This window comes from uncultured Methanobrevibacter sp., from assembly GCF_902784195.1.
Classification (GTDB): domain Archaea; phylum Methanobacteriota; class Methanobacteria; order Methanobacteriales; family Methanobacteriaceae; genus Methanobrevibacter.
Genome location: NZ_CACZTX010000005.1, coordinates 12614 through 37754, shown reverse-complemented (window position 1 = coordinate 37754; position 25141 = coordinate 12614). Strand labels below are relative to the sequence as shown.

The window sequence follows — 25141 nt, the reverse complement described above, 5'->3', positions numbered from 1 at the left end:
AAAGAATATAGAGTAAAGAAAGAGAGTAGAAAATATATTTATGCAAAAATTGTTAGTTTAAAAAGAAATTCTTAAATATGGACTAACAGTAATTATTATATGTGAAAATATGAGAATTCCAAGAATAGATTTAGCATTTTTATCAAGATTATTTATATTATTGGCTCTTGTAATATTGATTTATAATGAATTTAAGCTCCAATCTGGTTTGGTTTCATTCATTTCATTGATATTTGCAGTCTTGTCTGTTCTTTGTATGGTTTTATTTGCCATTCGTTTAAGACAAGGAAAGTACAATAGGTCTTTTCAGATTGTCGTTGAAACAGATGTAGAGAGGGCTTTAAAAGATGGTGTCATTTCTAAGGAACAAGCGGAATCCATTCCAAGAAGGGTTGTTCTCAATACCAAAGATCTTATATTGAATGTTATTTTTAATTTTGCAATTGCAAACCATTTTGATTTGATTCCTATTGATATTCTTAGGGAGATATTGCCTCATATTCCCCCTGCACATTTAGAGCATTTGTATGAGGAATCCCGTGAAATCAGCGATGATTTGAATGATTATTTCAGGTCTCAGAAATTTGCAAATAAGGCGGATGTCATTACCAGGTCAGATGAGATAAAGGAATACTTGGCTAAAACATATCCTTGGATGGCTCCAGACACTTTAGAAAATACTTATAATTATTTCTTTTTAGGAATTGGAAATGGATAATGCTATCATTGTCCATTTATTTTTTTATCATCCATATAATAGTTTCATATTTTACGAATTAATTGGGCATTATATGAGTTTCTTTTTACCAGATGTTTTGAAAATAAATTCTTAAAAATAGTTTGTTTAATTTTAAATAGGAGATTTTAATTTTAGAAGGAGCATTTAATTTTAAATAGGGTGTAAAGAGATTAAATCTAATGAACATTAAATCAATCTAAAAAAAATAAAAAGATAATGGTAAATAATTACCATTATTCGTCTAAAGGTTTAATCAACATTAAGTTGTCACCTGCGTTGACAGTGTCACCTTCTTCTACGAAAATTTGTTCTACAATACCTTCTTCTTCAGCGTAGATATCGTTTTCCATTTTCATAGCTTCAAGAACTGCCACTACAGTACCTTTTTGGACTTTATCTCCAGTGTTTACTTTGATTTTAAGTACCATACCTTGCATGGATGCAGTTAATGCACCAGGAATTGGGCCGATGTCTCCAGAGCCTTGTTGTCCTATTTGCATGTATCCTGTAGGCATGATTTTAACATCAAAGATATCTCCATCCACTTCTACAGAGTATTCTGTTGGAATAGCACTTAAGTCATCGTCACTGGAACTTCCAATATGGACTTCTGGGAATGCTTCTTCTTCAAGTTCGCCTTTAAGGAATTGTTTAGCGACTGGAGGTAACATTGCAAGAGTAAGCACATCTTCCTCTTTCTTGATGATTCCTAAATCTTCACCTTCTTTTTTGAAGTTTTCATATTCCGGTTCAATTAAATCTGCAGGTCTGCAGGTAATAGGCTCTTCATCACCAATAATCTTTTTAGCGATTTCCTGATTGATTGGTGCTGGAGCACGTCCATAGAAACCTTTCATGTAATCTTTAACTTCGTTAGAAACGATTTTGTATCTTTCTCCATTTATAACGTTCATTACAGCTTGAATACCAACGATTTGGCTTGTAGGAGTTACAAGTGGAGGGTATCCCATATCCTTTCTTACACGAGGCATTTCTTCCAATACATCTTGGTATCTGTCTAATGCATTTTGCTGTTTTAATTGTGAAATTAAGTTTGAAAGCATTCCACCAGGGATTTGGTACATCAATACATCAGTGTCGATTCTTTCACTAATAGGATCTATGTATCCTTCGTATTTTTCCCTAAGGGTTTCGAAATACTTTTTAATTTGGTTTAATGCTTTTAAATCAAGACCAGTGTCGAATTCAGTACCTTGTAAGGATGCTACAATACTTTCTGTTGGAGGTTGTGAAGTACCCCAAGCGATAGGTGAAATAGCGGTGTCTAAAATGTCAACACCTGCTTGACATGCAGCATAGTAACTGATAGGAGTCATACCACTGGTACAATGTGAGTGTAAATTAACTAATAGATCAGTTTCTTCTTTTAATCTTGTAACCAATTCGAATACAACGGATGGGGTGATTAAACCAGCCATATCCTTAATAGCTATTGAATCACACTCTAATGCTTCAAGTTCTTTTGCAAACTCTACGAATTTGTCAATGGTATGAACTGGGCTAATGGTGTAGCTGATAGTTCCTTGAACATGAGCCCCTTGTTCTTTAGCTACTTTAATGGATTGTTGCATATTCCTTATATCGTTCATTGCATCGAAAATCCTAAAGATGTCAATACCGTTTTCATAGGATTTTTCTACAAATTTAGTTACAATGTCATCAGCATAATGTTTGTATCCGAGTAAGTTTTGACCTCTAAGGAGCATTTGCAAGGGAGTTTCAGTAAAGTTTTCCTTCAATATTCTTAATCTTTCCCATGGGTCTTCGTTTAAAAATCTTATACAAGTATCAAAGGTAGCTCCACCCCATGCTTCTATTGCATGATATCCCACTTTATCCATTTCTTCAATAATAGGAACCATGTCTCTTGTTCTCATTCTGGTTGCTAAAAGGGATTGGTGAGCATCTCTGAATGCGGTTTCTGTTATTTTCACTTTCATCTTTACACCTCACTAAAATTTTTACATATCATGATAAATTTAATTCAAAATCACGTTTTTGATTTTAAATAAATTTCTATTTATTATTTCTAAATCACATACGATTATATTACATTATATTATTATTTATTGTTATAACTACTAATAAAAGTTATCTATTTTTAGTTAAATTTAATTGTGATTTAAAAATAGAGTAAATTTATTAAAGTATTGGATCAAAAAAGTTTATAAAAAAGTAAAATAAGGACAATTCGTAAAAAAAAAGAAAGTTATTAAAAAAATAAAAAAAGTAAAAGTTAAGAATAAATTCTTAACGTTCAATTTCTCCATTAATGAATGCTTCAACATTAGCTGCTGCTTCATCATCAGTAAATTGGATTGGAGGGTGTTTCATAACATAAGATGAAATTGAAGTTAATTGTCCACCAATTCCTCTTTCAAGTCCTAATTTACAGCAACGAATAGCGTCAATTACACATCCTGCAGAGTTTGGAGAATCTTCTACACTTAATCTGAGTTCTATGTCCATTGGCACGTCACCAAAGGTTTTACCTTCCATTCTTAAGAAACAGATCTTGTTGTCTTTTTGCCATGGTACATAATCACTTGGACCAATGTGAATGTCATGAGGGTCCATTCTTTCTGCAAGTACTGATTGAACAGCTTCAGTTTTAGATTCTTTTTTAGAGTCTAAACGTTTTCTGTTTAGCATGTTTAAGAAGTCAGTGTTTCCACCAGTGTTGATTTGGTAGGTGTGAATCAATTTGACACCTCTTTCTTTAAACAAGTTACTTAAAGTTCTGTGTGTAATGGTTGCACCAATTTGTGCTTTAATGTCGTCACCAACAGCAGGGAGGCCTTTTTCTCTGAATTTTGCATCCCATTCTGGGTCACTTACAATAAACACTGGCATACAATTAATATAAGCAATTTCTGCATCTAATGCACATTGTGAATAGAATCTTGCAGCTTCTTCAGAACCTACTGGTAAATAACTGAGTAATATTTCTGCTCCACTTTCTTTTAAGACTTCAACAACGTCTACTGGTTCTTCATCAGCTACTACAAAGGTATAATCATCTTCAAATTCTGCCATATGTTCACTGACACCATCAAGTACAGGTCCCATTTGGACAACTACATCACTTTTTGGTATTTCTGCTTGGAAAACAGTGGTACAATTTGGTTTTGCAAAGATTGCTTCATCAACAGTTTTTCCAACTTTTCTTGCATCAATATCAAAAGCAGCCACTACTTCAATGTCAGTTGGGTCCCAGTCACCAATTTTCCAGTGCATGAGACCAATTGCATCTTCAGGATTCTTATCTTTATAGTAATAGATTCCTTGTATAAGAGAACTTGCGCAGTTTCCAATTCCTACTACAGCTATTTTAATCTTGCTCATATTTTCACCAGTATATAATAATTCTAATTTTTGATTTTCTAATTTAGTTAATGATTAAATTAAAGTATTTTTGTTTTTTTTTAAAAATTTATATAAATATTATTGAATAAAAATAAATATTAATCATATTACTTTAATATATTAACATTTGTTTATATAAATCTTTTCAAAAAAAATGACGATGTTCTATTGAAATAATAATTTTACATGGTAAACTATTTAGATTAAGTCTTCAATTCGGTGGTTAAATGAAAAAAGTGATTTTAATAGCATTTTACTTTAATCAAGTGAATGAAATTGCTTCAAAGCGTTTAAGGGCACTCGCAAAATATTTGCCTCAATTTGGATGGGAGCCTATAGTGATTGTCCCGGATTTAGGTTTCATTCCAAAGGAAAACGATGATTTGAATTGCAGAATCATTTTCACTGAATATGAGGATATGTTCAGTCATTTTACCAATAAATTCAAGAAATCTAAATCAACTGATTTCACTGATTACAATGATTCTAAAGATTCTATAGAATTTAATGATGAAAAGTTAAAGGATTCCACTTCTTATTCCAATCCAATTGCTTCAAAGGCCATTTCAATGGCGGGTGAAGTATTTGCATTTCCTGATGGAATGAAATACTGGCATGAATCTGCATTTGAGGAAGCTTCTAAAGTAATTGAAGAGGAAGAAATTGATGCTATCATAAGCTCTTCATGGCCTATAACATGTCATACAATTGCAAAGGATTTAAATGAAAAGTATAATCTCCCTTGGATAGCAGACTTAAGGGATCTTTGGAATTTGAACCCATATGTTTCACATACTTCCATAAGAAATTATTTTGAAAAAAGATTGGAATTGAAGACATTTGAAAATGTAGATGCTTTAACAACTACTACAGATTTGGCTGCTAAGACATTAGCCACTTTACATCCGAAGAATAGGATAGTCCCGATTTTATCAGGTTATGACAAGGATGACTTTAAGTTTTTAGGGGAATTAGTTTCTAAGAAGGATGATTTTTCCAGTGACTCTTCAGAAAAATTGAAATTTATTTATGCAGGATCTTTGTATGGGGGTAAAAGAGACCCAAGTTATTTATTTGAAGCTATTCGCCAATTGGAGGATGAGAATAAATTGGATTCATCTAAAATTTCAATCGAATTTTACGGTGACAGCACTAGTTTGGAAGAAATAGCTAAGCGTTATGGTCTTTTGGATATCGTTCATATTGGCGGTAAAATAGCTCATGAGGAAGTGTTGAAAAAGCAATTGAATAGTGATGTTCTTCTTCTTATATCTTGGGATAATGAAAAGGAAAAGATGTTTATTCCAGGAAAGATTTATGAATATTTCGCATTGAAGAAACCTGTTTTATCAATTGGATACAAGGAAGGTTCCCTGAAGGATCTGATTGAGGAAACTAAAGTCGGATATCATGTTTCAAGCTTGGAATCAACTAAAGACGCCTTATTGGACATTTATAATGAATTCATTGAAAATGGAACTGTTGAATTGAATTCAGACATCAATATTGAAGATTATTCCATGGAAAACATGGCTAAAAAATTCGCTGATTTACTGAATGAATTATAAATTTGCAATTTTAATAAATTTGCAACTTTAATATTAAAAAATAAAAGATTTATACTTATAAAATTATAAATTTATTTAGGAGATAAATATTTAGAATTAAAATTGAGGAAATAAAATGAATGCTTATTTAGAAATTATCCGTCCAGGAAATGCACTTATGGCAGCTATTGCTGTAATATTGATGATGTTTGTGGGACATTATTATGATTTGCCTATAATCATCTGTGCAATAATTGTTTTTGTCTGCACTGGTGCAGGAAATACTATCAACGACGTTTTTGATGTAAAGATAGATGAAATAAACAAGCCTAATCGACCTATTCCGTCAGGAAGAATCAGTCTTGAAAATGCAAGAAATTATTCTTATGTCCTCTTTGGAATAGGAATTCTTTTAAGTCTTGTTGACAGCTATTTAGTAAATTCAATTTGGCCATCTATAATTGTCATTCCTGCTGCATTCATAATGTATCTTTATGCTAGAAACTTAAAGGCAATGCCACTGGTTGGAAATCTTACTGTAGCTACTTTAACAGGTTTCTGTTTTGTAATTGCCGGTGTTGTAATAGCTTGTGCTACAAGTTCATTAAAGATTTTATTTATCTCAATTTATTTAGGATTATTTGCGATGTTCATGACATTGGCACGTGAAATAGTAAAGGATATGGAAGATATTGAGGGTGATAAACAGGAAGGTGCAAGAACTTTTCCTATTTTATATGGCAAGAAGATCCCTTCAATAATTTCAATAATCCTGATTGTTGTAACAACTTTAATGTGTCCTATTCTTTACATCTTCAAAATATTTAATATTGGGTATATGGTGATAATGATTATACCTATAATCATATTCTTGTATAGCGCTTATAGTTTAAAATTGAATCCGCCTGAAGAGACATGCGCTAAGGTTTCTAAAAATCTAAAAATAGCGATGTTAATCAGTTTTGTAGCATTTGTAGTAGGATCTTTTAATGTTTTTAGCTTTGTATAGTTTTAAAAATTATTGTGAATTCAATTGAAAAATTGTTAAATTAATTGTTGAATATAATGTGGATTTAATTGTAGAAATTGATTGTTAAAATTAATGAAATTATTGGGATTAGTGAAAATTATGATGTTTAAAAATATTTTAGATGATTTGAATATCTCTAAGAATGATTTTTTCTATTTGCTTATTTTAACAGTCTTTAGCATTCTCATTACTTATACTCTCATAAATTTTAATCAGGCATTAGGAATTTACTGTTCTGATGTCTTTATTTATTTATCAAATTCCCTTGTTTTTGCAGGTTATGAATCAAGTATCCTTTATCTGTACTTGTCACCTGTTATTTGCATTTTAACAGCTATTCTTTTCAAATTAGGATTTTTATCTGAAGCTTCTCTTTACTTGGTTACTGGAATCTTTTGCATATTAGCAAATATTGGCATTTATGTGCTTCTAAAGAATAAGTTCAGTTCCCTATTAAGCCTTTGTGGGGCATTTCTTTTTGGTAGCTTTTCCCTTACTTTGCTTTGGTGGGCAAATGGGACTTTGGATGTGCCTGCAGTCGCTTTATCCATATGGACTGTCATTTTCATTCTTCTTGCAGTTGATAATGATTCAAAATATTATATGATAGCTATTCCTTTATTTGTTTTAGCTGTTTTCACACGTTATACTGCATTATTCTTGCTCCCTTTGATACTCTTGTATTATCTTTCCAAGCATGATTTTTTCACAAACCTGGATTTATTGATTGTGGATAGGCAAGAGTTTTCAAGAAAACTCAAATCTTACATAAAAAGCGAGGAATTTAGGAATATTCTAAAATCATTTGCAATAGCTTTTATGTTAGTCGTGCTCTTTTCAGCTACAATTTTAGCATATGGGTCTAATTTATCATTTTTAACACAAAGCTCTACATTTGCTTCAGGTTCTAAAGGAGAAGTGATTGATAATGCATATACAACTGACACATTCTTTTATCTTCATGATTTCCCAAATTTCCTATACTCGGACTATGTGAGTTTTGATAATGTTATTCCAGTATTAAATGGCTTAAATCCAATGTCATTTTTCTTAATTGGACTATTTGCTGCCGGAATTTTGTTATCTGGATATAAGTTAATCAATGCTGAGAGAAAAGGGGAGTCTAAATACAAGTATCTTGTATGGATCTTATTTGTTGTGCTGTTGGTCATTTCAATCTTAAGCTTTAAAATCAATTCCCTTATCACAATAACACTTATACTGATTGATTTGGTTATTCTGTTTTCATATTTCAGGAAAATCGGTATTGATAGGGAGATATATTCAACAGATATTTTCATGTTGGCATGGTTATTAGTTTACTTTATTTTCTTCACATTCTTGAATATTAAGGTGAATAGATACATAATAACTGTTTTCCCAGCTTTCATTTATTTTGTGATATATGCTCTAAACGAGATTTTGGATTTGTCTGGGAAATTTGAGTTCTTTGAGTTTAAAAAGCAGAATCTTTTAAAGATTATTCCAATACTCCTTATTGTATTTTGCATATTTTCTGCATTCACATTCACATCTACAGTTCATTATAATGAGGATTTCAATAAGAATAAGGTAATTGCAGATTACTTAACAGAATATGATTCTGATTATATGTCAAAGGATGTTGCTGTATTTAAACAAAGGCCTTACAATTGGTTCTTAAGGATGTATACAATTCCAATAACAGATGACCGATTGGATTATTTGGAGTCAAGCAATATCACTTATTACATCTCTGATGGTAATTTTAATTTATCAAATTATACAATGATTTATCAAAAAGAAGGGTTATATTTATACGAAAGGATTAATTAAATACATTAATTCTATAAAATAATTTTTTAGATGGTGAATTTTATGAAAATTTTACATGTTGCACATTTCTTTTATCCTTGCTTGTCAGCAGGAGGGGTGGTAAATGCAAGTTATCAAATAGCTTCCAAACAAAGCGAGGATAATGATGTAAAAGTCATTAGTTCAGATTCATGTAAGGAAAGATTAAGATTCCCAAATGGTCGCTATGATGTTGATGTTGATGGAATTAAAGTGGATTATTTCAGAAATCTCTCTAATGGATTTAAGCTTAAAACCATGTTAGACACACCATTAGCAGCTCCATTCAAGATTAGAAATGATATTAAAGGCTATGATATCATCCATATTCATGAGCATAGACAAACCTTAGCTATTTTTGCAAGCTATTTTGCAAGGAAAAACAATATTCCATACGTCGTGCAGGCTCATGGTTCAGTTCTTCCTTTCTTCCAAAAGGAGGGGCTAAAGAATATTTTTGATAAGGTGTTTGGATTCAAGATCCTTCACAATGCATCATGTGTATTTGCACTTACTGAAGTGGAAAAGGAACAATATTTGAAGAGGGGTGTTGATGAGGATAAAATTGAAATTGTTCCTCTTGGGATTAATTTAGATGAGTATGAGAACCTTCCAGATTATGGCAAATTCCGCTCTAAATTTAACATTGGTGAAAATGATAAACTGATTCTTTTCGTTGGAAGAATCCATGAAATAAAAGGGCTTGGCTTATTGATTGATTCATTTAATGATTTGATCAATCAGCATAATGAAAATCATAGTTTAGAGGATATCAGTAGTTCAAGCATTAAATTAGCTATTGTAGGTCCAGATGATGGTTATTTAGTAAAATTGGAAGATAAGATTAAGGAATATTCTCTTGAAGATAATGTCATTATCACTGGCCTATTATATAAAGAGGAAAAGCAGGAAGCTTTAGTGGATTGTGACTTATTTGTCATGCCTTCTAAATATGAATCATTTACAACAAGCGGTCTCGAGGCAATGGCATGTTCCAAGCCATTGGTGTTAACTAAAAACAATCATATTCATGATTGGGTGGATGGAAATGTTGGCCTTGCTTGTGATGACAATAAGGACTCCTTAAGGGAAGCAATTGAAAAGGTATTATTCGATGAAGATTTGTCTCTCATTTTCGCTCGAAATGGTCAGAAACTTATCAAAGAAAAATATAATTGGGACATAATCAATGATCAAATTTTAGAAATTTACAATAGATATCTCTAATTTTTTTAAATTTTTTTTAAATTTCTTTTTTGATTAAATAATAATTAAAAAACACTGATTTTTTTAATCAAATAACTATTTTTTTGAATTTCTCCTATTTTTAATTAAATAATACATAATGTTTAAATCTAATAAATTATATATATTATATTAATATTAATCTATTTGAGTGTTTTATAGATTTTTAATAAATTTAATTAGATTTCTAATAAATTTAATCACTTTTTAGATAATATTTTGATAAAATTTTTGATTATAATCAAATTGAGTAGGGATAAGATGAAAGTGGTAGTTTGTCAGAACTGTGGTGAAAAATATCAGCTTGATGATGAAGATGATATTAATGCATTTGAATGTTCTGTTTGTTCTGGAAATCTGGAGGAATTGGATGGTTTCTCTAATGACGAAGAGAAAGTTTCCTCTGATTATGATTCGCAGAATAATTCTGGTTTAGTACTTGTTTATTGTACAAGTTGCGGATTAAAATATCAATTAAGTGAAAGTGACAATATAAACGAATTTGAATGCAATAGCTGTGGAGGATCTTTAGATTACATTTCCAATATGGTCTCCGCATCAACCGAAACCACTGACTCAACTAATTTTACACAAAACCCACTCACAGAAACCCCACTCGCTGATGATGAAATCGATGAGATTATTCCTATTCATGCAGAGGCTAATTTTGTAGATGATTCTTTATATTCTCATGCAGAGGCTAATTTTGTAGATGATTCTTTATATTCTGATTCTGATGTTGATGAGATTATTCCTATTCATGCAGAGGCTAATTTTGTAGATGATTCTGATGTTGATGAGATTATTCCTATTCATGCGGAGCTAAATGCTCAAAATGAAGGATACTCTGATGAAGACTATTATTATGAAACTGAAGAGATATTGCCTGATACCTTAGAGTCCTATGGCGAGGAAGAAATGGTTTCCTATGGTTCAATTTATGACTCTACACTTGGAGATGTTGATGAGATTATTCCTATTCATGCTGAAAAAAGGTATATGCAAACTTCAAGGGATATAGCTTCTGGTTTTGCTTATAAGGATGCTTATGAAGAGGCGCATGAAAATCAGGAATATGGTCTTGTTGAAGTCACTGATATTCCAGAAGATGAAATGCCTGAATCTCCAGTGTCTTTAGCTAGGCAGGAATTGTCTGAAGAGGATCAAAAGCTTTTTGCCAGAGTTCAAAATGAAATGGTCTTTGATAGTCCTGAAGAGTATGAAGCATTCAAGCTTGCTCGTTATAAGTATTACACTGCATTGTCTGATATTCTTAAAGATGAATATATAAGAAGCATGGATAAGGAATTCTACAAGGGAAGTTCAGTCAAACGCTTAATCAAAAAAGGTGAAGAAAGTGTTAAACGTGGAAACATAACTGCAAGCCAAGAGGATGCATTGGTTACTCCAGAAACAGTTGAACTAATGAAATCTCAAAATAGGGCTTATGAACCTAAGAAAACCAATGCTGATTTATATATGTTAATCGGAGCATTCATTTTAGTTGTTTCAGCTGCATATTATTACTTCATTAACCAAATATGGTATGTGTTGATTGCTGTTGCAATAGGTGTTCTTATTCTAAGTTACGGTATTTATAAAAGATACGCTTTCAATAATTACATTGCTCGTGGAAGAATCATTCGTGAAAGATTGCTTGCACTTCCAAATGATTTCTATGTCTTTTATGCAGTTCAACCTCCACAATCAAGAGATATAATTAACCACGTGGTTGTTGGACCTACTGGTGTATATACCATTTTATCCAAAAGATATGACTCTAAAGACTACAAGAATAAGGTCAAATCTGACAATGAAACTGACACTATGGTGAATGATTCTGCTTCTATCCAAAATTACATGGATAAGAAGAATACATTAGAGCTTCAAACTGATTATAAGGATAATCAAACCAGATTTGAATTTGGAAATGAAGAGATTCATTTTGTAAACAATAGTCAAATCAAGCGTAAAGCTTTAGAGTTAAATGAAGACTTAGCTATTTTCTTGGATAATAAAGGATTTAGCGGAATTTACATTGAACCTTTAATCGGTTTTGTAAACGATGACTTGGCTATTTTAAATGTAATCCTTACCAATGAGGATCTCTTTATAGATGAATTGTTCAATAGAATGATTCGTGGTCAAAGAAGAATTGATGAGTTAACTGTTGCTAAAATAGCAAGATTATTATCATATTATTCTGCAGATTGTTCTGTAGTATAATGCTAATTTTTTCTTTTTTTATTTATTTTCACATTTTTTCTATAGATTCAAGCTGTGATGAAGATGATTTCTAAAGTTTTAAATGTTTTTAAGGTTATTAAAAGGAAATATTATACATTTAGAGTTAAAAGGGTCTCTGCGTCATGTGGAAATGACTTAACTGTTAATGCTTTTTCCTATATTACTCCTAAAACAAGTCTTGGGAACAATGTGAATTTTAATGGCATGAAGATTCAAGGAACAGCCAATGTGATAATTGGGGATAATTTTCACTCTGGAATCGAATGCATGATAATCACTGATAGTCATAATTATGAAGGGGATGCCATTCCTTATGATGATACTGTAATTTCTAGGGATGTTGTTATCGAAGACAATGTATGGTTAGGAAATCGTGTCATTGTTCTTCCTGGAGTGACTATTGGTGAAGGCGCCATCATTCAAGCAGGAAGTGTTGTAGTTAAGGATATTCCTAAATATGCAATTGCTGGTGGTCATCCTGCAAAAGTCTTTTCTTCAAGAGATAATGATCATTATGAAAAGTTAAAAAAAGAAGGAAAGTTCCATTAAATAAATTATCATCTTTAATTTTTTTCATGATTTATTTTTGTATATTGCTATTTTTACATATTTTTTCATTTTTGCACAATAACTATTTTTCACAAAAAAATTTCATTCATCTTAATCAATTTTAGCTTCAATTTAATGAAGCAAATCTTTAAAGATTGCAATTTCTTTAAATGTCACTGCCTTTAAAATGAAGATGACTGCAAAGTATATGATTACACCTGCGATAATGGATATCAAGACATTAACAATTCCAATTGGGTGCATTAAATATACGGCAATTCCCATAAGGGATGCCGCAACGACTATTTTTAAAAGCTCTTTCATGTTGAATGGCAATCTCATTGTTTTCTTGCTTGCGATTGCTGTTACAGCAAATGCCAATATGTAGCAGATAAGTGTTGCAATTGCTGCCCCTAAAATGTTTAGGTAAGGAACAAGCAATAAGTTCAAGACTATATTTGAAATAGCCACAACAATCCATAGCTTTCCGAGAATCATTGTGTTTTTTTCCAAGATCATAATATTATTTGTAATTCCATACATTCCCATGAATATTGCTCCAAGGCAAACAAAAGGAGTTACCATATAACCTCCAAGTGCAATCTCAGGGGTTGTGATTATGTATAATAATGGCTTTGAGAGCACACTCATTCCAACTGCTGCAGGAACTGTTAGCAAGAGATAGTATTTCATTGAATAGCTAAGATACTTGTCCACTTCCCTTATGTCTCCCTTTTCATAATGTTCAGGTAAAACTGCAGGTAAGAGAACTGCAAATGGGGAAAGGAACATCAATAGTATGCTTCCCAATGCATATCCTGGTGAGTAGCATCCAACTGCAACTGATCCAATAAGGATTCCAATGACATACTTGTCACTTGAATCAACAACCCAACTGGACACATTGCTTGGAATGGTAGGTAAAGCAAATGCAAGTTGTTCCTTTAGATTAGACCATTTTCCAATTCCAATTCCAAGATATTTTACAATTAGAAATGCCATCATTATGAATACTGCCACATAACCTGTCAAAAGACCAAGCACTACAGTTTCAATATTATGTCCTGCATAAGTTAGGTAAATGCTTACGAATACTCCAATATAACTTTGAAGAACCAGGAATAATGAGTATCTTTTCATTTGCTTGAATGTTCTAAAGAAGCTTATGAGCATAAGGTTCATGCATGCAAAGAATGAGATTGCAGTTGTAATGTACAATACTTGCATGCTTCCGTTGAATAATGCATTTGCAATTGTGTTTCCAAAGATTAGGAACAATAAACATATTATGATTGTTGAAATGAATGTTAGGCTAATCATTGGATAGAATGAGTCCTTGATTTTTTCCTTATCCTTTTCAGCAGAAAGGAACCTTACCATTGTGTATGGAAGGCCAAGATTTGCAATGTTTGGAACAAGTGCGATTGTAGTGTTTACCTGTGCCCACATACCATATTCTGCGGTGGTAAATGACTTTGTAATAATTGGAATAAAGATCAGGCTACTGAGAGAGATTAGGATGTTTGTGAGTCCCACCAAACCTATTCTTTGTATAAATCGCACATATTCGCTCATTTAATCACTTAAAATCTTTTTAAAAATAGTTTCATCAAAGTTCTTGAAGAAATAATCCTTATCATATTCTTTAAAAATTATTTCATTTTTTTCATCTTCTTTTAGATAATCTATTAGTTCTTCACTGTTTTTAACTTTTTTCACGATATTCTTATCAATCAAATCATCTAAGTATTCCACTCCTGGAACATTGATTATGAAAGTTTTGCAGTTGAATGCAAGCCCTTCATAGATTGCAGTTGAAAATGCCCCTATTTGATAGTGGCTTTTAGCAAAGAGTTCGTATAATGGAGGTTCACTTTTATCAATTACAGTAAAGTTATCGAATTTGTCAACTGCTTTTGTCAGATAATCGTAATTTTCCTTCCAAGTTCCATATTCTCCTGGATGTAATTTATAAATTAATTTGAAATTTTGAGAATCATTAATGTTTGAAGCGGTTTCATATGCTAATTCAGATAAGTATTTTCCAATGACTCCTTGTGAAATAAATAGGATTTGTTTTTCTTGAGTTTCTCCATTATTTCCATCTTCAGAGTTTTTATTTTCAGCTATTTTCATATATGTTCTTGAGTTTTCCTCAAAATATGGGAATCCTATAGAAATGATGTTTTCACCAGTTATAGGGAATGGGCAAGCATTTTTCCAATAGTCTCCAAAACTTAGAATCTTGTCTGGGAAGTATTCGATTTCCTTGATTTTACCGTTAAATTTCATTGTATTTTCAGGATAGCTGTATCCTAAATGGTATGGGCTGATGGTTCCGTGTTGTAATTCGATAATGTCTATGCTCATTTTTTTACATGCTGCAACCAATGCTTTATTTTCATAAGCCACTACAAGAAATACCACTTTAGGGTTTTTCCTTTGAAGAAGTTCAATATACTTCTTATAGTCATATTGGAAATTCAGGATATGATTTTCCATGATACTAAACAAGTCAATTTCAATTTTAAAGGCGGTTTCAAGATCTTCTTTCACACTATTGATAAATTGCTTCTCATCTTCTGTAAAAGGCAATTTGCCCCTATTTCTTGTTTTATGAATGAATGAACCTAAAAGAATTCTGTCATTGAATCTGACATGATTTTCCTTAATGTTTGCATTGCTTCTAAAATGCTGATTTAGATAAGGTGATTCAATGGTTTCAAAACTCTTCCCATATTGATTAAGAGTTTCTTTTAAAAAATAACTATAGATATCCTGATACTCATCTTCAAATATGACTTTTCTCGGATGATCGAATATCAAAACATCCACATTTTCCCTTCCGCTTAATGGATTTGATAAAATGCTGTTTTTAATAAAAGGCAAGAATGAGTTTATTTTATCAAATAATGAAAGGCTGGACTGTTGAGCAGATTCAAAGACATTTGTCTTTCTTGTTATTTCATAATATAAATACATTCTAATCAATTGCCAAGGATAGCAATCTTGAATTTCCTTATGATTCAATTCATACTTCTCTTCAAGATTCCAAATCTTTTGACAGATCTCTTTTACAGTAAAAGTCATATTTTTTCCTTTAAAGTTTTATTTTCAATAAAATTCTTCAATATTTTTCAATATTTTTCAATAAAATTTTTCAATTTTAATTCATTTATTCCAAATATTCATATTTAATCAATTCATCTTCTGCAATGTCAATTTTTGCCTTTTTGCCAATAACTTTCTCTATTTCGCTTGGTGAAATTCCGGTTCCCGGCCTTTTGTATGTAAGCATATCCTCTGAAATCACTGTTCCCTCTTTAATTTCATCTTTTGCAATGATGGAACGTCTTGCTTGCTTTCTTGATTCGCTTTCACAAGGGAGAGGAACCTTATCATATTGTCCATTGATTGTTTTGATAAGTTTTATGTTTTCATTGAATTTTCTAATGTCCTTAGGGTCCATTCCATGATAATGGTCATTACCCTGCAATGTTTTATCTAATGTATAATGCTTTTCAAGGATTGTTGCTCCATAAAGATAAGCTGTTGTTAAAATAAGCATATTTTCATCAGGTTTTGTATGGTCTGAGTAACCGATTTCATAGTTAGGGTACAAATCCTTAAGGTTTTTAATCATCAATAGGTTTGCATCGCTATTGTCTGTAGGGTATGAAAGAACACAATGCATGATTCCTATTCCGGCTTCACCATTTGCATATTTCTTATTGGCATTTTCTATTGTGTCTATTGCCAATTTAATTTCATCAAGATTGGAAGCGCCAGTTGAAATGATGATGTCCTTTCCCTTTTCAGCTATTTTCCTAATGAATGGAATGTTTGTAAGGTCTGATGAGGATATCTTATAGACATCCATGAATTCATCCAGATAATCAATTGAATCAAAATCAAAAGGTGTTGATAGGAACATGATTCCAATTTCTTTGCAGTAATCTGCAATTTCCCTGTACTCTGCCTCTCCAAAGGAATCAAATTTCTTAAACAATTCATATTGCGAGGTTGTAGGCTCTTCATTTGTATCCCAATATGCGGGGGAGTTCTTGGAAGCTATTGTATTAGCTTTATATGATTGGAATTTAACTGCATTGCAACCTGCATCTTTTGCCTCTTTCACCATCAGTTTAGCTGCATCCATATTGCTAATATTTTCCTTTTTGGCAATGTCATAGTAATTTACACCAATTTCAGCTATTAAAAATGGTTCTTCATTAAATATGCTCATATTTTCACCTTATCTTTTATCTTCATCTATTTTTCCATTTTTTTCATTTCTTCTTCCCATTCTTTGTATGATTGCTTGATTAGCCTTTTGATGTTATCAAATCCATGCTTCAAATCAACTTCACTCATTCTTTTGTTCATTTCCTGTCTTAATTGATAGTCATTTATTGTGCTTTCAAATGTTTCCTTAATTTCTTCCTTAGAGACTTCACTGCCTAAACCTAAATTAATGAATCCATTTTCCACATTTCCAAAGATGTGGCTTAATTCCCTTTCATTTTGGCAAAGGCATATGCAAGGAACTCCAAGTGAGGCTATTTCATACATGGTTCTGCCTGCTGAAGTGAATATCAAGTCAGCATCGTGCATGTGTTCACTCATGTTTTTAACGTTTTCAAAGATTTCTATTCTTTCATTATCCTTGTATTTATCTTGTATTTCCTTCTTGTTTCCATAACCAAGTCCTAAAATGATTTCAATTTTGTTTTTGTAATCGCTTTCCAAAATTGCTTCAAGAACCTTTTCAGTTAAGTTATTTGGATCTGTTCCTCCAAAGGTAAGAAGAACTTTATCCACATCCTCTTTGATTTCCTTAAATGATTGGTAATAGAACTCATCTTTCAGTATGTAATATTTATGTCCTGAGTAAAGGTTTTGAAGAGGTATTTTATGCTCATATAATGCATCAAAGACCATATGTGCATATTTCACTCCCCCACCGACATCTTCAAAATTGACTATGAAGAATCCTTTGTCCCTAAGGGATTTAGTGTACTTTGAATTTGTATTGAGGATGTCATTGATTACAATATCAGGGTCATATTCAACTATCTTTTCAATCAATTCCTCTTTTGCTTCATCATCTGCCTCTTTTCCATTGCCCTTATTGCTGTTATGAGTAATGTAAGGATAGTTGTTATTGTTGACGATTTCAATTCCTAAAGGCTGTGCTTCATCAAGCAAAAACACTACTTCATGATTGACTAATTTTGAAGCTATTGACAATGCCCTGTAGATATGGCCGGTTCCGATTTCATGGGAAGCATCTGCTTTAATCAATATTTTCTTTTTCTTAAGGATTCTCTCAGCCACCCACCAATCTTCATAATTGTCAATGTCAATGCTTTCTTGCTTGGATATTTCAACAAGTCCAATATTTTCTCCAAGACGGCTATTTTCCTTTACAAATTCCCGTTTTGTTGCAAATATGCTTCCTGTCTCTTTATATGCTTTTGGCAGGTATTGCCTATTTACTCTTTCCTTGTATAATGGGAAATACTTCTTCTCCTCCTCATCGTATCCCCAACTTAAGTGTCTATCATCAACAACACTGATTATTGTATCATAGAACTCCTTGTCGTCATTTGGATTTAATAATGTTTCAATAGCTAAATCTAAGGTTTTTGTTTTAAGAAGTGGGGAAGTAGGCTGCACTGTTATTACAACATCAAATTTTTTGTTCTCTTTTTTCTCTTTTTGAATTGTAGCATCATGGATTACAGGATCAAGTGGGATTGAGTCTTCTGCAAGTTTTCCATCTCTTTTGACAGTTTCTGCACCGAATTTCTCTGCAATGAATTTTATTTCATTGTCGTCGGTTGTTACAAGAACATCATCAACATATCCTGATGCCTTTCCCATTTCTATTGTATGTGCTATGAGCGGTTTTCCTCCAAGCAATCTTATGTTCTTACGTGGAATCCCTTTAGAACCACCCCTAGCAGGAATTACAACTAAAATTCTATTATCATTATACATTTTAAAACCTTTAGCTATTGTTTTTTCATTATTTTTATTGAAATTGGGAGTTATAAAAATTTCAATTATAAAAATTTCTTATATTTTTGTTTGAATTTTAAAAAATATTATTAATTAAGACAAACTAATAATATTATATTATTAATTAATATTAAATTTTATTAATTATAAATAGTTTATATAAAATGACTTATATAATCAATTTAAATTAATTAAAATAAATTTAAAACAAGTTTAAGATTTAACTGATAATTAATTATAAAAATTTTAAAAAAATTTAAGGTGTTATAATGGCTAGTATGAAAGAGATGGCTGATACTTTAATTAAAAGAATAAATGATTTAGCTACTCCTGTTAAAATTATGCATGTTTGTGGTTCCCATGAACATACCATAATGGAACATGGTATAAGATCTTTGCTTCCTCCTGAAGTGGAGATCGTTGCAGGGCCAGGATGTCCTGTATGTGTTGTTCCTTCAAGAGAAATTGATGAATGTTTACAATTGATAGAAAAAGGGGTTACTGTAACCACTTTTGGAGACATGTTGAGAGTTCCTGGTTCCAATGGCTCTCTTGCTGAAGCAAAAGCTGAAGGTGCAGATGTAAGGGTTGTTTATGGTATTCCAAATGCAGTGGAAATTGCAGAAAAAATAGATAATGATGTTGTATTCATGTCTGCAGGTTTTGAAACAACTGCTCCTGCAACTGCATCCGAATTATTGAAAAAGCCACCTGAAAACTTCTCAATCGTTTCATGTCATAGATTGATTCCACCAGCTATTGACTTCTTGATCAATTCTGGTGAAACCAATTTAAATGCTTTAATCGAACCTGGACATGTATGTACAATCTTAGGAACTGAACCATTTGAAAAGTTCTCAACCGAATATGGCATCCCTCAAGCTGTAGCAGGTTTTAATCCATTGGATATTTTAATGTCCGTTTACATGATCTTAAGACAAATTGACAATGGAACTCCAAGAATTGACAATGAATATAAGCGTGCAGTAAGAACTGAAGGAAATGTTATTGGAAAAGAAATGATGGATGAGGTTTTCCACGTGGAAAGCAGAGAATGGAGAGGTTTCCCAAAAATCCCTAACTCAGTCTTGGAAGTTAATGATGAGTTTGCTGAGTGGGATGCAAGGAAGAAATATGACATTGAAGTGAAAGATGTTACTGAAGCTCCTAAAGGATGTATTTGCGGACCTATCTTAAGAGGTATGGCAAAGCCAACTGACTGTAAATTGTTTAGAAAGGCATGTAATCCAATGCACCCAATCGGTGCATGTATGGTAAGTAAGGAAGGAACCTGTAACATTGCTCACAGATATAGCAGATAAGTTTTCTAAATGATAAATTTTATAATTTTTCAATTATGGCTCAATTTAAGGATTTGAAAATATGGTAAAAATAGAAGCGATAGCTGTAGATGTTGATGGAACAATTACAGATGGAAAAAGGAGAGTTTGTCATAGTGCATTGGATGCTCTTCGTAAGGCTGAAGATGCAGGAATTCCAGTAATAATTGCTACTGGAAACATTTCACACTTTGCCTATGCAGTGGCTACACTTGTTGGAACCACTGGAGGATTGGTTTGTGAAAATGGTGGAGTTATTTACCAAGATGGATATAATGACAATAGGGTAATTGTTTTAGGAGACATTTCCAAAGCTCAAAAGGCTTATGACTTTTTACTTGAGAAATTTGGGGATGATATTCCATTTAAGATTGTAGAGGATTCCGATGCAAGAGTATCTGAAATCTGTTTCTATAAGAATATGGATTCAGAGCCACTTAAAGAGCTATTGAAGGACTTTGATGTGGAGGTCTATGATAGTGGATTTGCACTTCACTTGACAGATCCTGAAGTTGATAAGGGAACTGGTCTCGTGGAATTGGCTAAGCTCTTGGATTATAATATAGATAATATGATGTGCATTGGGGACAGTGAAAATGACATTGACTTTTTACGTTCTGCGGGTTTTAAGGTTGCAGTGGCCAATGCATGTGATGAGCTTAAGGAAATGGCTGATTATGTCTGTGAGAATAAGTATGGTGATGGAGTGGCAGAAGCTATTGAAAAGTTTGTTTTTACTGAAGATTAATTAAATCATATTCTTTTTTTATGTGTGATAATATGTTATATGAATTAGCTGAAGAGGCAAAAAGGGAAATTTCCAAATATTCGGATAATTATGAAATATATTTGGAAAATACTGAATTGCTTCAATTGGATTCTCAAAAGACCGATTTGAATTTTGCAAAAGAGGATATTAGCTTAGGCATTGGTATAAGAGTTATTAAGGATGGTTCAGTAGGTTTTGCTTTCACATCAGATATGGGTGAAATTGCAAAGACTTGTGAAAATGCTTATTTAAACTCTAAACTTAATTCAAAGGATGAAAACTTCTCTTTTCCAGAGCTTGAAAAATTGCCTAAAATCAATGGCACTTTTGATAAAAAGTTCCAAGAGATTGACTTGGATGAACTTACAAGTTCCCTTAAATCTGTTTTAAATTGCATAGATGATAATGGCTGTCAAACCACATCTGGTGGATTTTCAGCAGCTGAAGGTGAAGTCCTAATTGTAAACTCCAATGGTGTTGAAGCATATGACAAGTCAACTGGTTTCGCATTGGGAGTTTCAATCAATGCCATAAAAGATGGTGATTTGGCAACCGCTTATGACTCTGTTTCATCATGTCTTTATGATTTGGATGGAATCAAATTAGCTGAAGACTTATGTGATTTGGCAAAATCCTCATTGAATGGGGAGCATATTGAAACTTCAGATAAGGATGTCATATTGGATTATCATGCAGTTACTGGTTTACTCTCTACTTTTATGAGTGGATTCAGTGCAGATAACGTTCAAAGGGGGAGATCAAGACTTACCGGTAAAATCGGTGAGAAAATAGTCACCGAAGGGCTTTCCATTTATGATGACGGTACAGTTGATGGCGGTTTGAACTCTGGAGTTAGTGATGATGAAGGAACCGCTTCAAGAAGAACTGCTTTAGTTGAAGAAGGTGTCCTAAAAGGATATTTATATGATATTTACACTGCAAATAAGGATGGAGTTAAAAGCACTTCCAATGGATTTAGAGGTTCATATGCAGGAACTCCCTCTGTAAGCGGTTCAAATATTATTTTTGATTTTAAAGATCATGTAATGGAAGATGAAATAAATGATGCATTCTTAGTCACTGATGTTTTAGGTGCACATACTGCAAATCCTATCACTGGTGATTTTTCAGTGGAAGCAAGCAATTCATTCTTAATTGATAAGGGAGTCAAGAAACCTATTAAAAAAGCTATGATTTCCGGCAATATCTATGACTTGTTAAGTGATGCTGTAGCTGTAGGTGAAGAGACAAAGCAAAGAGGATCTTTCATTGTTCCTAAATTGCTTTTACATGATGTAAGAGTGGTGGGGAACTAATCCCACCGAAAATTCTTTTTAAATTCATTTAAAATTTTTAAATTTTATTCATTCTATTTTATTTTATTTATTCTATTTTTGCATGTTTTTAAATCTTGCATTGATTTTCTTATCCAATTCTTTCATTTTTCTATCAATTCTTTTAGTGTCTGTTTTATATACTTTTGACACTTTTTTATTAATTTCCTTTTCCTTTTTCTTTAAATTCTTATTGAATTTTGAAGTTTTGGTATCAAAGGCATCTTGGATAAAGTTTTCAAGTTCATCTTGAGATGAGAAGTCTGCGAAGTTTTTTTCTATTATTTTATCTACTTTTTCATTAAGTTTTTCCTCTTCCTTTCTAGTCATTTTTTTAGTTTTCTCTTTAGCCATTTTATCATTCCTTCAGTAGATTTAATAGAATTTGATTAATGATTTATTTTTATTAAAATTTTAAAATTTTTTAGAATTATTAAGATTTTTAGGTTTTTAAGTTTAAAGATTAAGATTAAGTGTTATGGGTTAATTAACCCATTTTAATGACTGGCAATTGAATTTCAGTTACCAAGTCCTCTTCATTATCCACTTCATATTTGTTTTTTATGTAAATTTCTTTAGGGGATCCGATAATGTCGTATTTGTTTTCAATGGAGTATTCTGCCATAATGTTATAGCTTTCTTGAATATTGTCTAAACTTCCATTATGAATTCCTGACAATACTTTATGTTCGATAAGGGTTACGATTCTTATTTCTTCAGTTTCATCAGGGTCTAATTCTGGATTGATTGGAATTCCTACATCGTATACAACTTCATTTTCCTTAGCTGTTCTTGGGTTATTGTAGAATATTGCAAATAAGTCTCCAGCAGTTTCGATTTCTTCAACTTCAATCCAACCGGTTAATTTAGAAACCAAAACATCCATATCTTTTAGAGCTCCTTTATAATTCATAATAGCTACTTTTTGATCTTCCATAGTTTTTTCTTTAATTTCCATGTTTACACCTGATAATTATAATGAATATCTTTTGTATATTTTATAATTTTAAATTTATACTTTATCTGAAATTTATAGTTTTATTTTAAATTCATAGTTTATATTTTAAATTTATAATTTTTAAATTTAATTTTGATTTAATTAAAGAGAATTACTTCAACTTCCTCTCCTTCTTCAAGCAATTCTGTCTGTTTAGAGACTTTTGTATATCCTGCTGCACTTGCAAGTGAGAAAATAGCTCCAGAGTCTTTAAATATAGGGATTACATCGTCACCTTCAACTCTCACCAATTGATATTGCATTCTTCCAATTGGTGAATGGATTCTTCTTTTCAAAGTTCCTTTAATTGTTCTTTGCTCTTCCTCATCTTTGTAGCCAGCTAATTTCTTAATTGCCGGTGCAACGAATACATTAAAGATAACAATTGCAGAAACAGGATTTCCAGGAAGTCCAATAACTATCTTTCCATCAACAACTCCAAGGATGGTTGGCTTTCCAGGTTGAACAGTGATTCCATGAATATGAACTTCTCCAAGTTCATCAAGAATATGTCTGATATTGTCCCCTACACCTGCAGAGGTCCCGCCAGAGCATAGCAAGATGTCACATTCTTTTAATGAGTCTTGAATTTTAGTCTTTAAGTCATCGTAAACATCTTTAACGATTCCTAAGCATTCGCCTTCTCCTCCACAGTTATTTACCCCTGCTTTAATCATTTCACTATTAACATCATAGATTTTTCCAGGCTTCAATTCTTCCTGATTGGTCAATAATTCATTTCCAGTAGATATGATTCCAACTTTAGGCTTTTTATACACTTCAACGGTGTCTATTCCTTGAGCAGCTATCACTCCTATTTTAGGAGGATTGAGCAAAATGTTTTCTTCAAGAATTGTCTGTCCTTTTTTAACATCAGAACCTTTTTGGCCAATGTCTTGGGAAGGTGTAACGCTTGTCAAAATTTCAATTTCATCATCTTTGAGTTCATCATTGTCTTCTGGCCTATTGGAGAATTCCACCATAACGACTGCATCTGCACCTTCTGGAATTGGTGCACCAGTACTTATCTCTACACATTTTCCAAGTTCCACAGTTTTATCAGTGAATGATCCTGCCTCTAAAAAGTCAATGACTTTAAGTTTTTTAGGATTTTCTTCGTTAACCCCATAGCTGTCCTCTGACTTAATTGCAAAACCGTCTTTCAAAGACCTGTTAAATGGTGGAAAATCAATTTTACTTTCAATCTTACTGAATGTAATCCTATTATTGCTGTCTGCAATATCAATGATTTCAGATTGTGGAGTATAGTATTCATTAAACTTTTCATTAATGATTTCTTTTGCTTCATCTACTTCCTTTATCTTTAAAAATTCTACACCCATTGTATTACCTTTTAAATTTTGAAAAATTATTAAATTAATATTTTTTAATTATATGTTATATTTAATAATATATTAATTGATATATTTACATTATATGTTTTTGTTTAAATTTAAAAAAATTTCATCTAAAAAATCAAAACATTTATAAATTATCTTGTTAGTATTTATAGTAAGAAATATATAATATATAATAATAAATTATTTGCTGTATTTTTTAAACAATAATTTTAAAATGATATTTTTACAATTTATTTAGAAAATTGTTTAATCAAATATATAATCAAATTAAATTTATTATAAATGATTTATTCAATTATGAAAATGATGTGTTATTAAATATTTGGAGAATGAGCAGGAGGAGAATTTTTGAGTAAACCACAAAATAACGACCAACAAGAATATAGAAGAGTACGTACTCCTAGAAAAGGCGAAATTCCAGGAGTAGTTGAACAGATTATGGGTCATGGAAAAATTAAAGTAAGATGTGCTGATGGTAATATCAGAATGACACGTATTCCAGGTAAAATGAAAAAGAGAATTTGGATACGTGAAGGTGATGTCGTTCTTGTTAAACCATGGGATTTCCAATCAGACCAAAAGGCTGATGTAATTTGGAGATACACAAGAACTGAATCCAACTGGCTTGAAAGAAAAGGCTATTTGACTATGTAAATAAGTAAATCATTTGATTTACTTTTTTAATTTTCTTTTTTTTTACCAAAATTTTACTTTATTTTTTTAAATATCCTATTTTAAA

General features: G+C 31.8%; 20 protein-coding genes. 11 read left to right on the top strand and 9 right to left on the bottom strand.

The genetic code is table 11. The features are described from left to right. The first annotated feature begins 109 nt into the window (after positions 1-109). A complete protein-coding gene (locus tag QZU90_RS04615) occupies positions 110-718 on the top strand; it encodes a hypothetical protein (protein ID WP_295605437.1) in 609 nt (202 codons plus the stop codon). A 254-nt stretch (positions 719-972) separates the two neighbouring features. On the opposite strand, the gene oadA is transcribed toward QZU90_RS04615, so the two are convergent. Further along, the gene (oadA, locus tag QZU90_RS04610; protein ID WP_295605435.1) at positions 973-2700 is read right to left on the bottom strand and encodes a sodium-extruding oxaloacetate decarboxylase subunit alpha; all 1728 of its coding nucleotides are present in this window, start codon (positions 2698-2700) and stop codon (positions 973-975) included. Between the two features lie 310 nt (positions 2701-3010). Beyond that, positions 3011-4105: an inositol-3-phosphate synthase gene (locus tag QZU90_RS04605; protein WP_295605433.1), complete on the bottom strand. Its 1095-nt coding sequence runs from the start codon at positions 4103-4105 to the stop codon at positions 3011-3013. A 248-nt stretch (positions 4106-4353) separates the two neighbouring features. Here QZU90_RS04605 and QZU90_RS04600 point away from each other — a divergent pair, with 248 nt between their 5' ends. The 6 genes from QZU90_RS04600 (at position 4354) to QZU90_RS04575 (ending at position 12577) form a co-directional block, all read left to right on the top strand. Next, complete coding sequence (locus tag QZU90_RS04600; protein ID WP_295605431.1) at positions 4354-5694, top strand: glycosyltransferase; 1341 nt, start codon at positions 4354-4356, stop codon at positions 5692-5694. 115 nt (positions 5695-5809) lie between these two features. Further along, positions 5810-6682 (top strand): UbiA family prenyltransferase, encoded by an 873-nt coding sequence (locus tag QZU90_RS04595; protein WP_295605429.1) that lies wholly within the window; start codon positions 5810-5812, stop codon positions 6680-6682. A 120-nt stretch (positions 6683-6802) separates the two neighbouring features. Next, positions 6803-8518: a glycosyltransferase family 39 protein gene (locus QZU90_RS04590; protein ID WP_296855795.1), complete on the top strand. Its 1716-nt coding sequence runs from the start codon at positions 6803-6805 to the stop codon at positions 8516-8518. A 42-nt stretch (positions 8519-8560) separates the two neighbouring features. Beyond that, positions 8561-9763 (top strand): glycosyltransferase, encoded by a 1203-nt coding sequence (locus QZU90_RS04585; protein WP_295605426.1) that lies wholly within the window; start codon positions 8561-8563, stop codon positions 9761-9763. A 279-nt stretch (positions 9764-10042) separates the two neighbouring features. Continuing rightward, positions 10043-12007, top strand: a complete 1965-nt coding sequence (locus tag QZU90_RS04580) for a hypothetical protein (protein WP_296855793.1) — start codon at positions 10043-10045, stop codon at positions 12005-12007. 63 nt (positions 12008-12070) lie between these two features. Beyond that, entirely contained in the window at positions 12071-12577 is a 507-nt protein-coding gene (locus tag QZU90_RS04575) for a DapH/DapD/GlmU-related protein (protein WP_295605422.1), read from the top strand. A 132-nt stretch (positions 12578-12709) separates the two neighbouring features. Here QZU90_RS04575 and QZU90_RS04570 read toward each other — a convergent pair whose 3' ends face one another. The 4 genes from QZU90_RS04570 to pseG all read right to left on the bottom strand — a co-directional run bounded on the left by QZU90_RS04570 (position 12710) and on the right by pseG (position 18580). Next, entirely contained in the window at positions 12710-14152 is a 1443-nt protein-coding gene (locus QZU90_RS04570; RefSeq protein ID WP_295605420.1) for a flippase, read from the bottom strand. Then, positions 14153-15667, bottom strand: a complete 1515-nt coding sequence (locus tag QZU90_RS04565; RefSeq protein WP_295605418.1) for a sialyltransferase — start codon at positions 15665-15667, stop codon at positions 14153-14155. Positions 15668-15752: 85 nt separating this feature from the next. After that, positions 15753-16823: an N-acetylneuraminate synthase family protein gene (locus QZU90_RS04560; protein WP_295605416.1), complete on the bottom strand. Its 1071-nt coding sequence runs from the start codon at positions 16821-16823 to the stop codon at positions 15753-15755. A 26-nt stretch (positions 16824-16849) separates the two neighbouring features. After that, positions 16850-18580, bottom strand: coding sequence for a UDP-2,4-diacetamido-2,4,6-trideoxy-beta-L-altropyranose hydrolase (pseG, locus tag QZU90_RS04555; protein WP_296855789.1), 1731 nt, complete (start codon positions 18578-18580; stop codon positions 16850-16852). 299 nt (positions 18581-18879) lie between these two features. On the opposite strand from pseG, the gene hypD reads away from it, so the two are divergent. From hypD to QZU90_RS04540, 3 genes are all read left to right on the top strand, one after another. Continuing rightward, positions 18880-19923: a hydrogenase formation protein HypD gene (gene hypD, locus QZU90_RS04550; RefSeq protein ID WP_296855837.1), complete on the top strand. Its 1044-nt coding sequence runs from the start codon at positions 18880-18882 to the stop codon at positions 19921-19923. Between the two features lie 61 nt (positions 19924-19984). After that, entirely contained in the window at positions 19985-20689 is a 705-nt protein-coding gene (locus QZU90_RS04545; protein WP_296855787.1) for a phosphoglycolate phosphatase, read from the top strand. A gap of 32 nt (positions 20690-20721) precedes the next feature. Continuing rightward, positions 20722-22026 (top strand): TldD/PmbA family protein, encoded by a 1305-nt coding sequence (locus QZU90_RS04540; RefSeq protein ID WP_296855785.1) that lies wholly within the window; start codon positions 20722-20724, stop codon positions 22024-22026. Between the two features lie 72 nt (positions 22027-22098). Here QZU90_RS04540 and QZU90_RS04535 read toward each other — a convergent pair whose 3' ends face one another. From QZU90_RS04535 to glp, 3 genes are all read right to left on the bottom strand, one after another. Then, entirely contained in the window at positions 22099-22398 is a 300-nt protein-coding gene (locus QZU90_RS04535; RefSeq protein ID WP_295605408.1) for a hypothetical protein, read from the bottom strand. 133 nt (positions 22399-22531) lie between these two features. Beyond that, positions 22532-23002, bottom strand: a complete 471-nt coding sequence (locus QZU90_RS04530; protein ID WP_296855783.1) for a GyrI-like domain-containing protein — start codon at positions 23000-23002, stop codon at positions 22532-22534. A 137-nt stretch (positions 23003-23139) separates the two neighbouring features. After that, entirely contained in the window at positions 23140-24384 is a 1245-nt protein-coding gene (gene glp / locus QZU90_RS04525; RefSeq protein ID WP_296855781.1) for a gephyrin-like molybdotransferase Glp, read from the bottom strand. A gap of 366 nt (positions 24385-24750) precedes the next feature. Here glp and eif1A point away from each other — a divergent pair, with 366 nt between their 5' ends. Next, on the top strand, positions 24751-25056 hold the full coding sequence (gene eif1A / locus QZU90_RS04520; RefSeq protein ID WP_292776837.1) for a translation initiation factor eIF-1A: 306 nt from the start codon (positions 24751-24753) through the stop codon (positions 25054-25056). The last annotated feature ends 85 nt before the right edge of the window (positions 25057-25141 follow it).

Coding starts and splice junctions, on each gene's coding strand:
- QZU90_RS04545 (WP_296855787.1), top strand. CDS start 19,985: ATGGTAAAAATAGAAGCGATAGCTGTAGATGTTGATGGAACAATTACA.
- QZU90_RS04590 (WP_296855795.1), top strand. CDS start 6,803: ATGATGTTTAAAAATATTTTAGATGATTTGAATATCTCTAAGAATGAT.
- QZU90_RS04540 (WP_296855785.1), top strand. CDS start 20,722: ATGTTATATGAATTAGCTGAAGAGGCAAAAAGGGAAATTTCCAAATAT.
- QZU90_RS04535 (WP_295605408.1), bottom strand. CDS start 22,398: ATGGCTAAAGAGAAAACTAAAAAAATGACTAGAAAGGAAGAGGAAAAA.
- QZU90_RS04580 (WP_296855793.1), top strand. CDS start 10,043: ATGAAAGTGGTAGTTTGTCAGAACTGTGGTGAAAAATATCAGCTTGAT.
- QZU90_RS04570 (WP_295605420.1), bottom strand. CDS start 14,152: ATGAGCGAATATGTGCGATTTATACAAAGAATAGGTTTGGTGGGACTC.
- QZU90_RS04615 (WP_295605437.1), top strand. CDS start 110: ATGAGAATTCCAAGAATAGATTTAGCATTTTTATCAAGATTATTTATA.
- QZU90_RS04560 (WP_295605416.1), bottom strand. CDS start 16,823: ATGAGCATATTTAATGAAGAACCATTTTTAATAGCTGAAATTGGTGTA.
- hypD (WP_296855837.1), top strand. CDS start 18,880: ATGAAAGAGATGGCTGATACTTTAATTAAAAGAATAAATGATTTAGCT.
- QZU90_RS04585 (WP_295605426.1), top strand. CDS start 8,561: ATGAAAATTTTACATGTTGCACATTTCTTTTATCCTTGCTTGTCAGCA.
- QZU90_RS04605 (WP_295605433.1), bottom strand. CDS start 4,105: ATGAGCAAGATTAAAATAGCTGTAGTAGGAATTGGAAACTGCGCAAGT.
- QZU90_RS04530 (WP_296855783.1), bottom strand. CDS start 23,002: ATGGAAATTAAAGAAAAAACTATGGAAGATCAAAAAGTAGCTATTATG.
- QZU90_RS04600 (WP_295605431.1), top strand. CDS start 4,354: ATGAAAAAAGTGATTTTAATAGCATTTTACTTTAATCAAGTGAATGAA.
- glp (WP_296855781.1), bottom strand. CDS start 24,384: ATGGGTGTAGAATTTTTAAAGATAAAGGAAGTAGATGAAGCAAAAGAA.
- oadA (WP_295605435.1), bottom strand. CDS start 2,700: ATGAAAGTGAAAATAACAGAAACCGCATTCAGAGATGCTCACCAATCC.
- QZU90_RS04575 (WP_295605422.1), top strand. CDS start 12,071: ATGATTTCTAAAGTTTTAAATGTTTTTAAGGTTATTAAAAGGAAATAT.
- QZU90_RS04595 (WP_295605429.1), top strand. CDS start 5,810: ATGAATGCTTATTTAGAAATTATCCGTCCAGGAAATGCACTTATGGCA.
- QZU90_RS04565 (WP_295605418.1), bottom strand. CDS start 15,667: ATGACTTTTACTGTAAAAGAGATCTGTCAAAAGATTTGGAATCTTGAA.
- pseG (WP_296855789.1), bottom strand. CDS start 18,580: ATGTATAATGATAATAGAATTTTAGTTGTAATTCCTGCTAGGGGTGGT.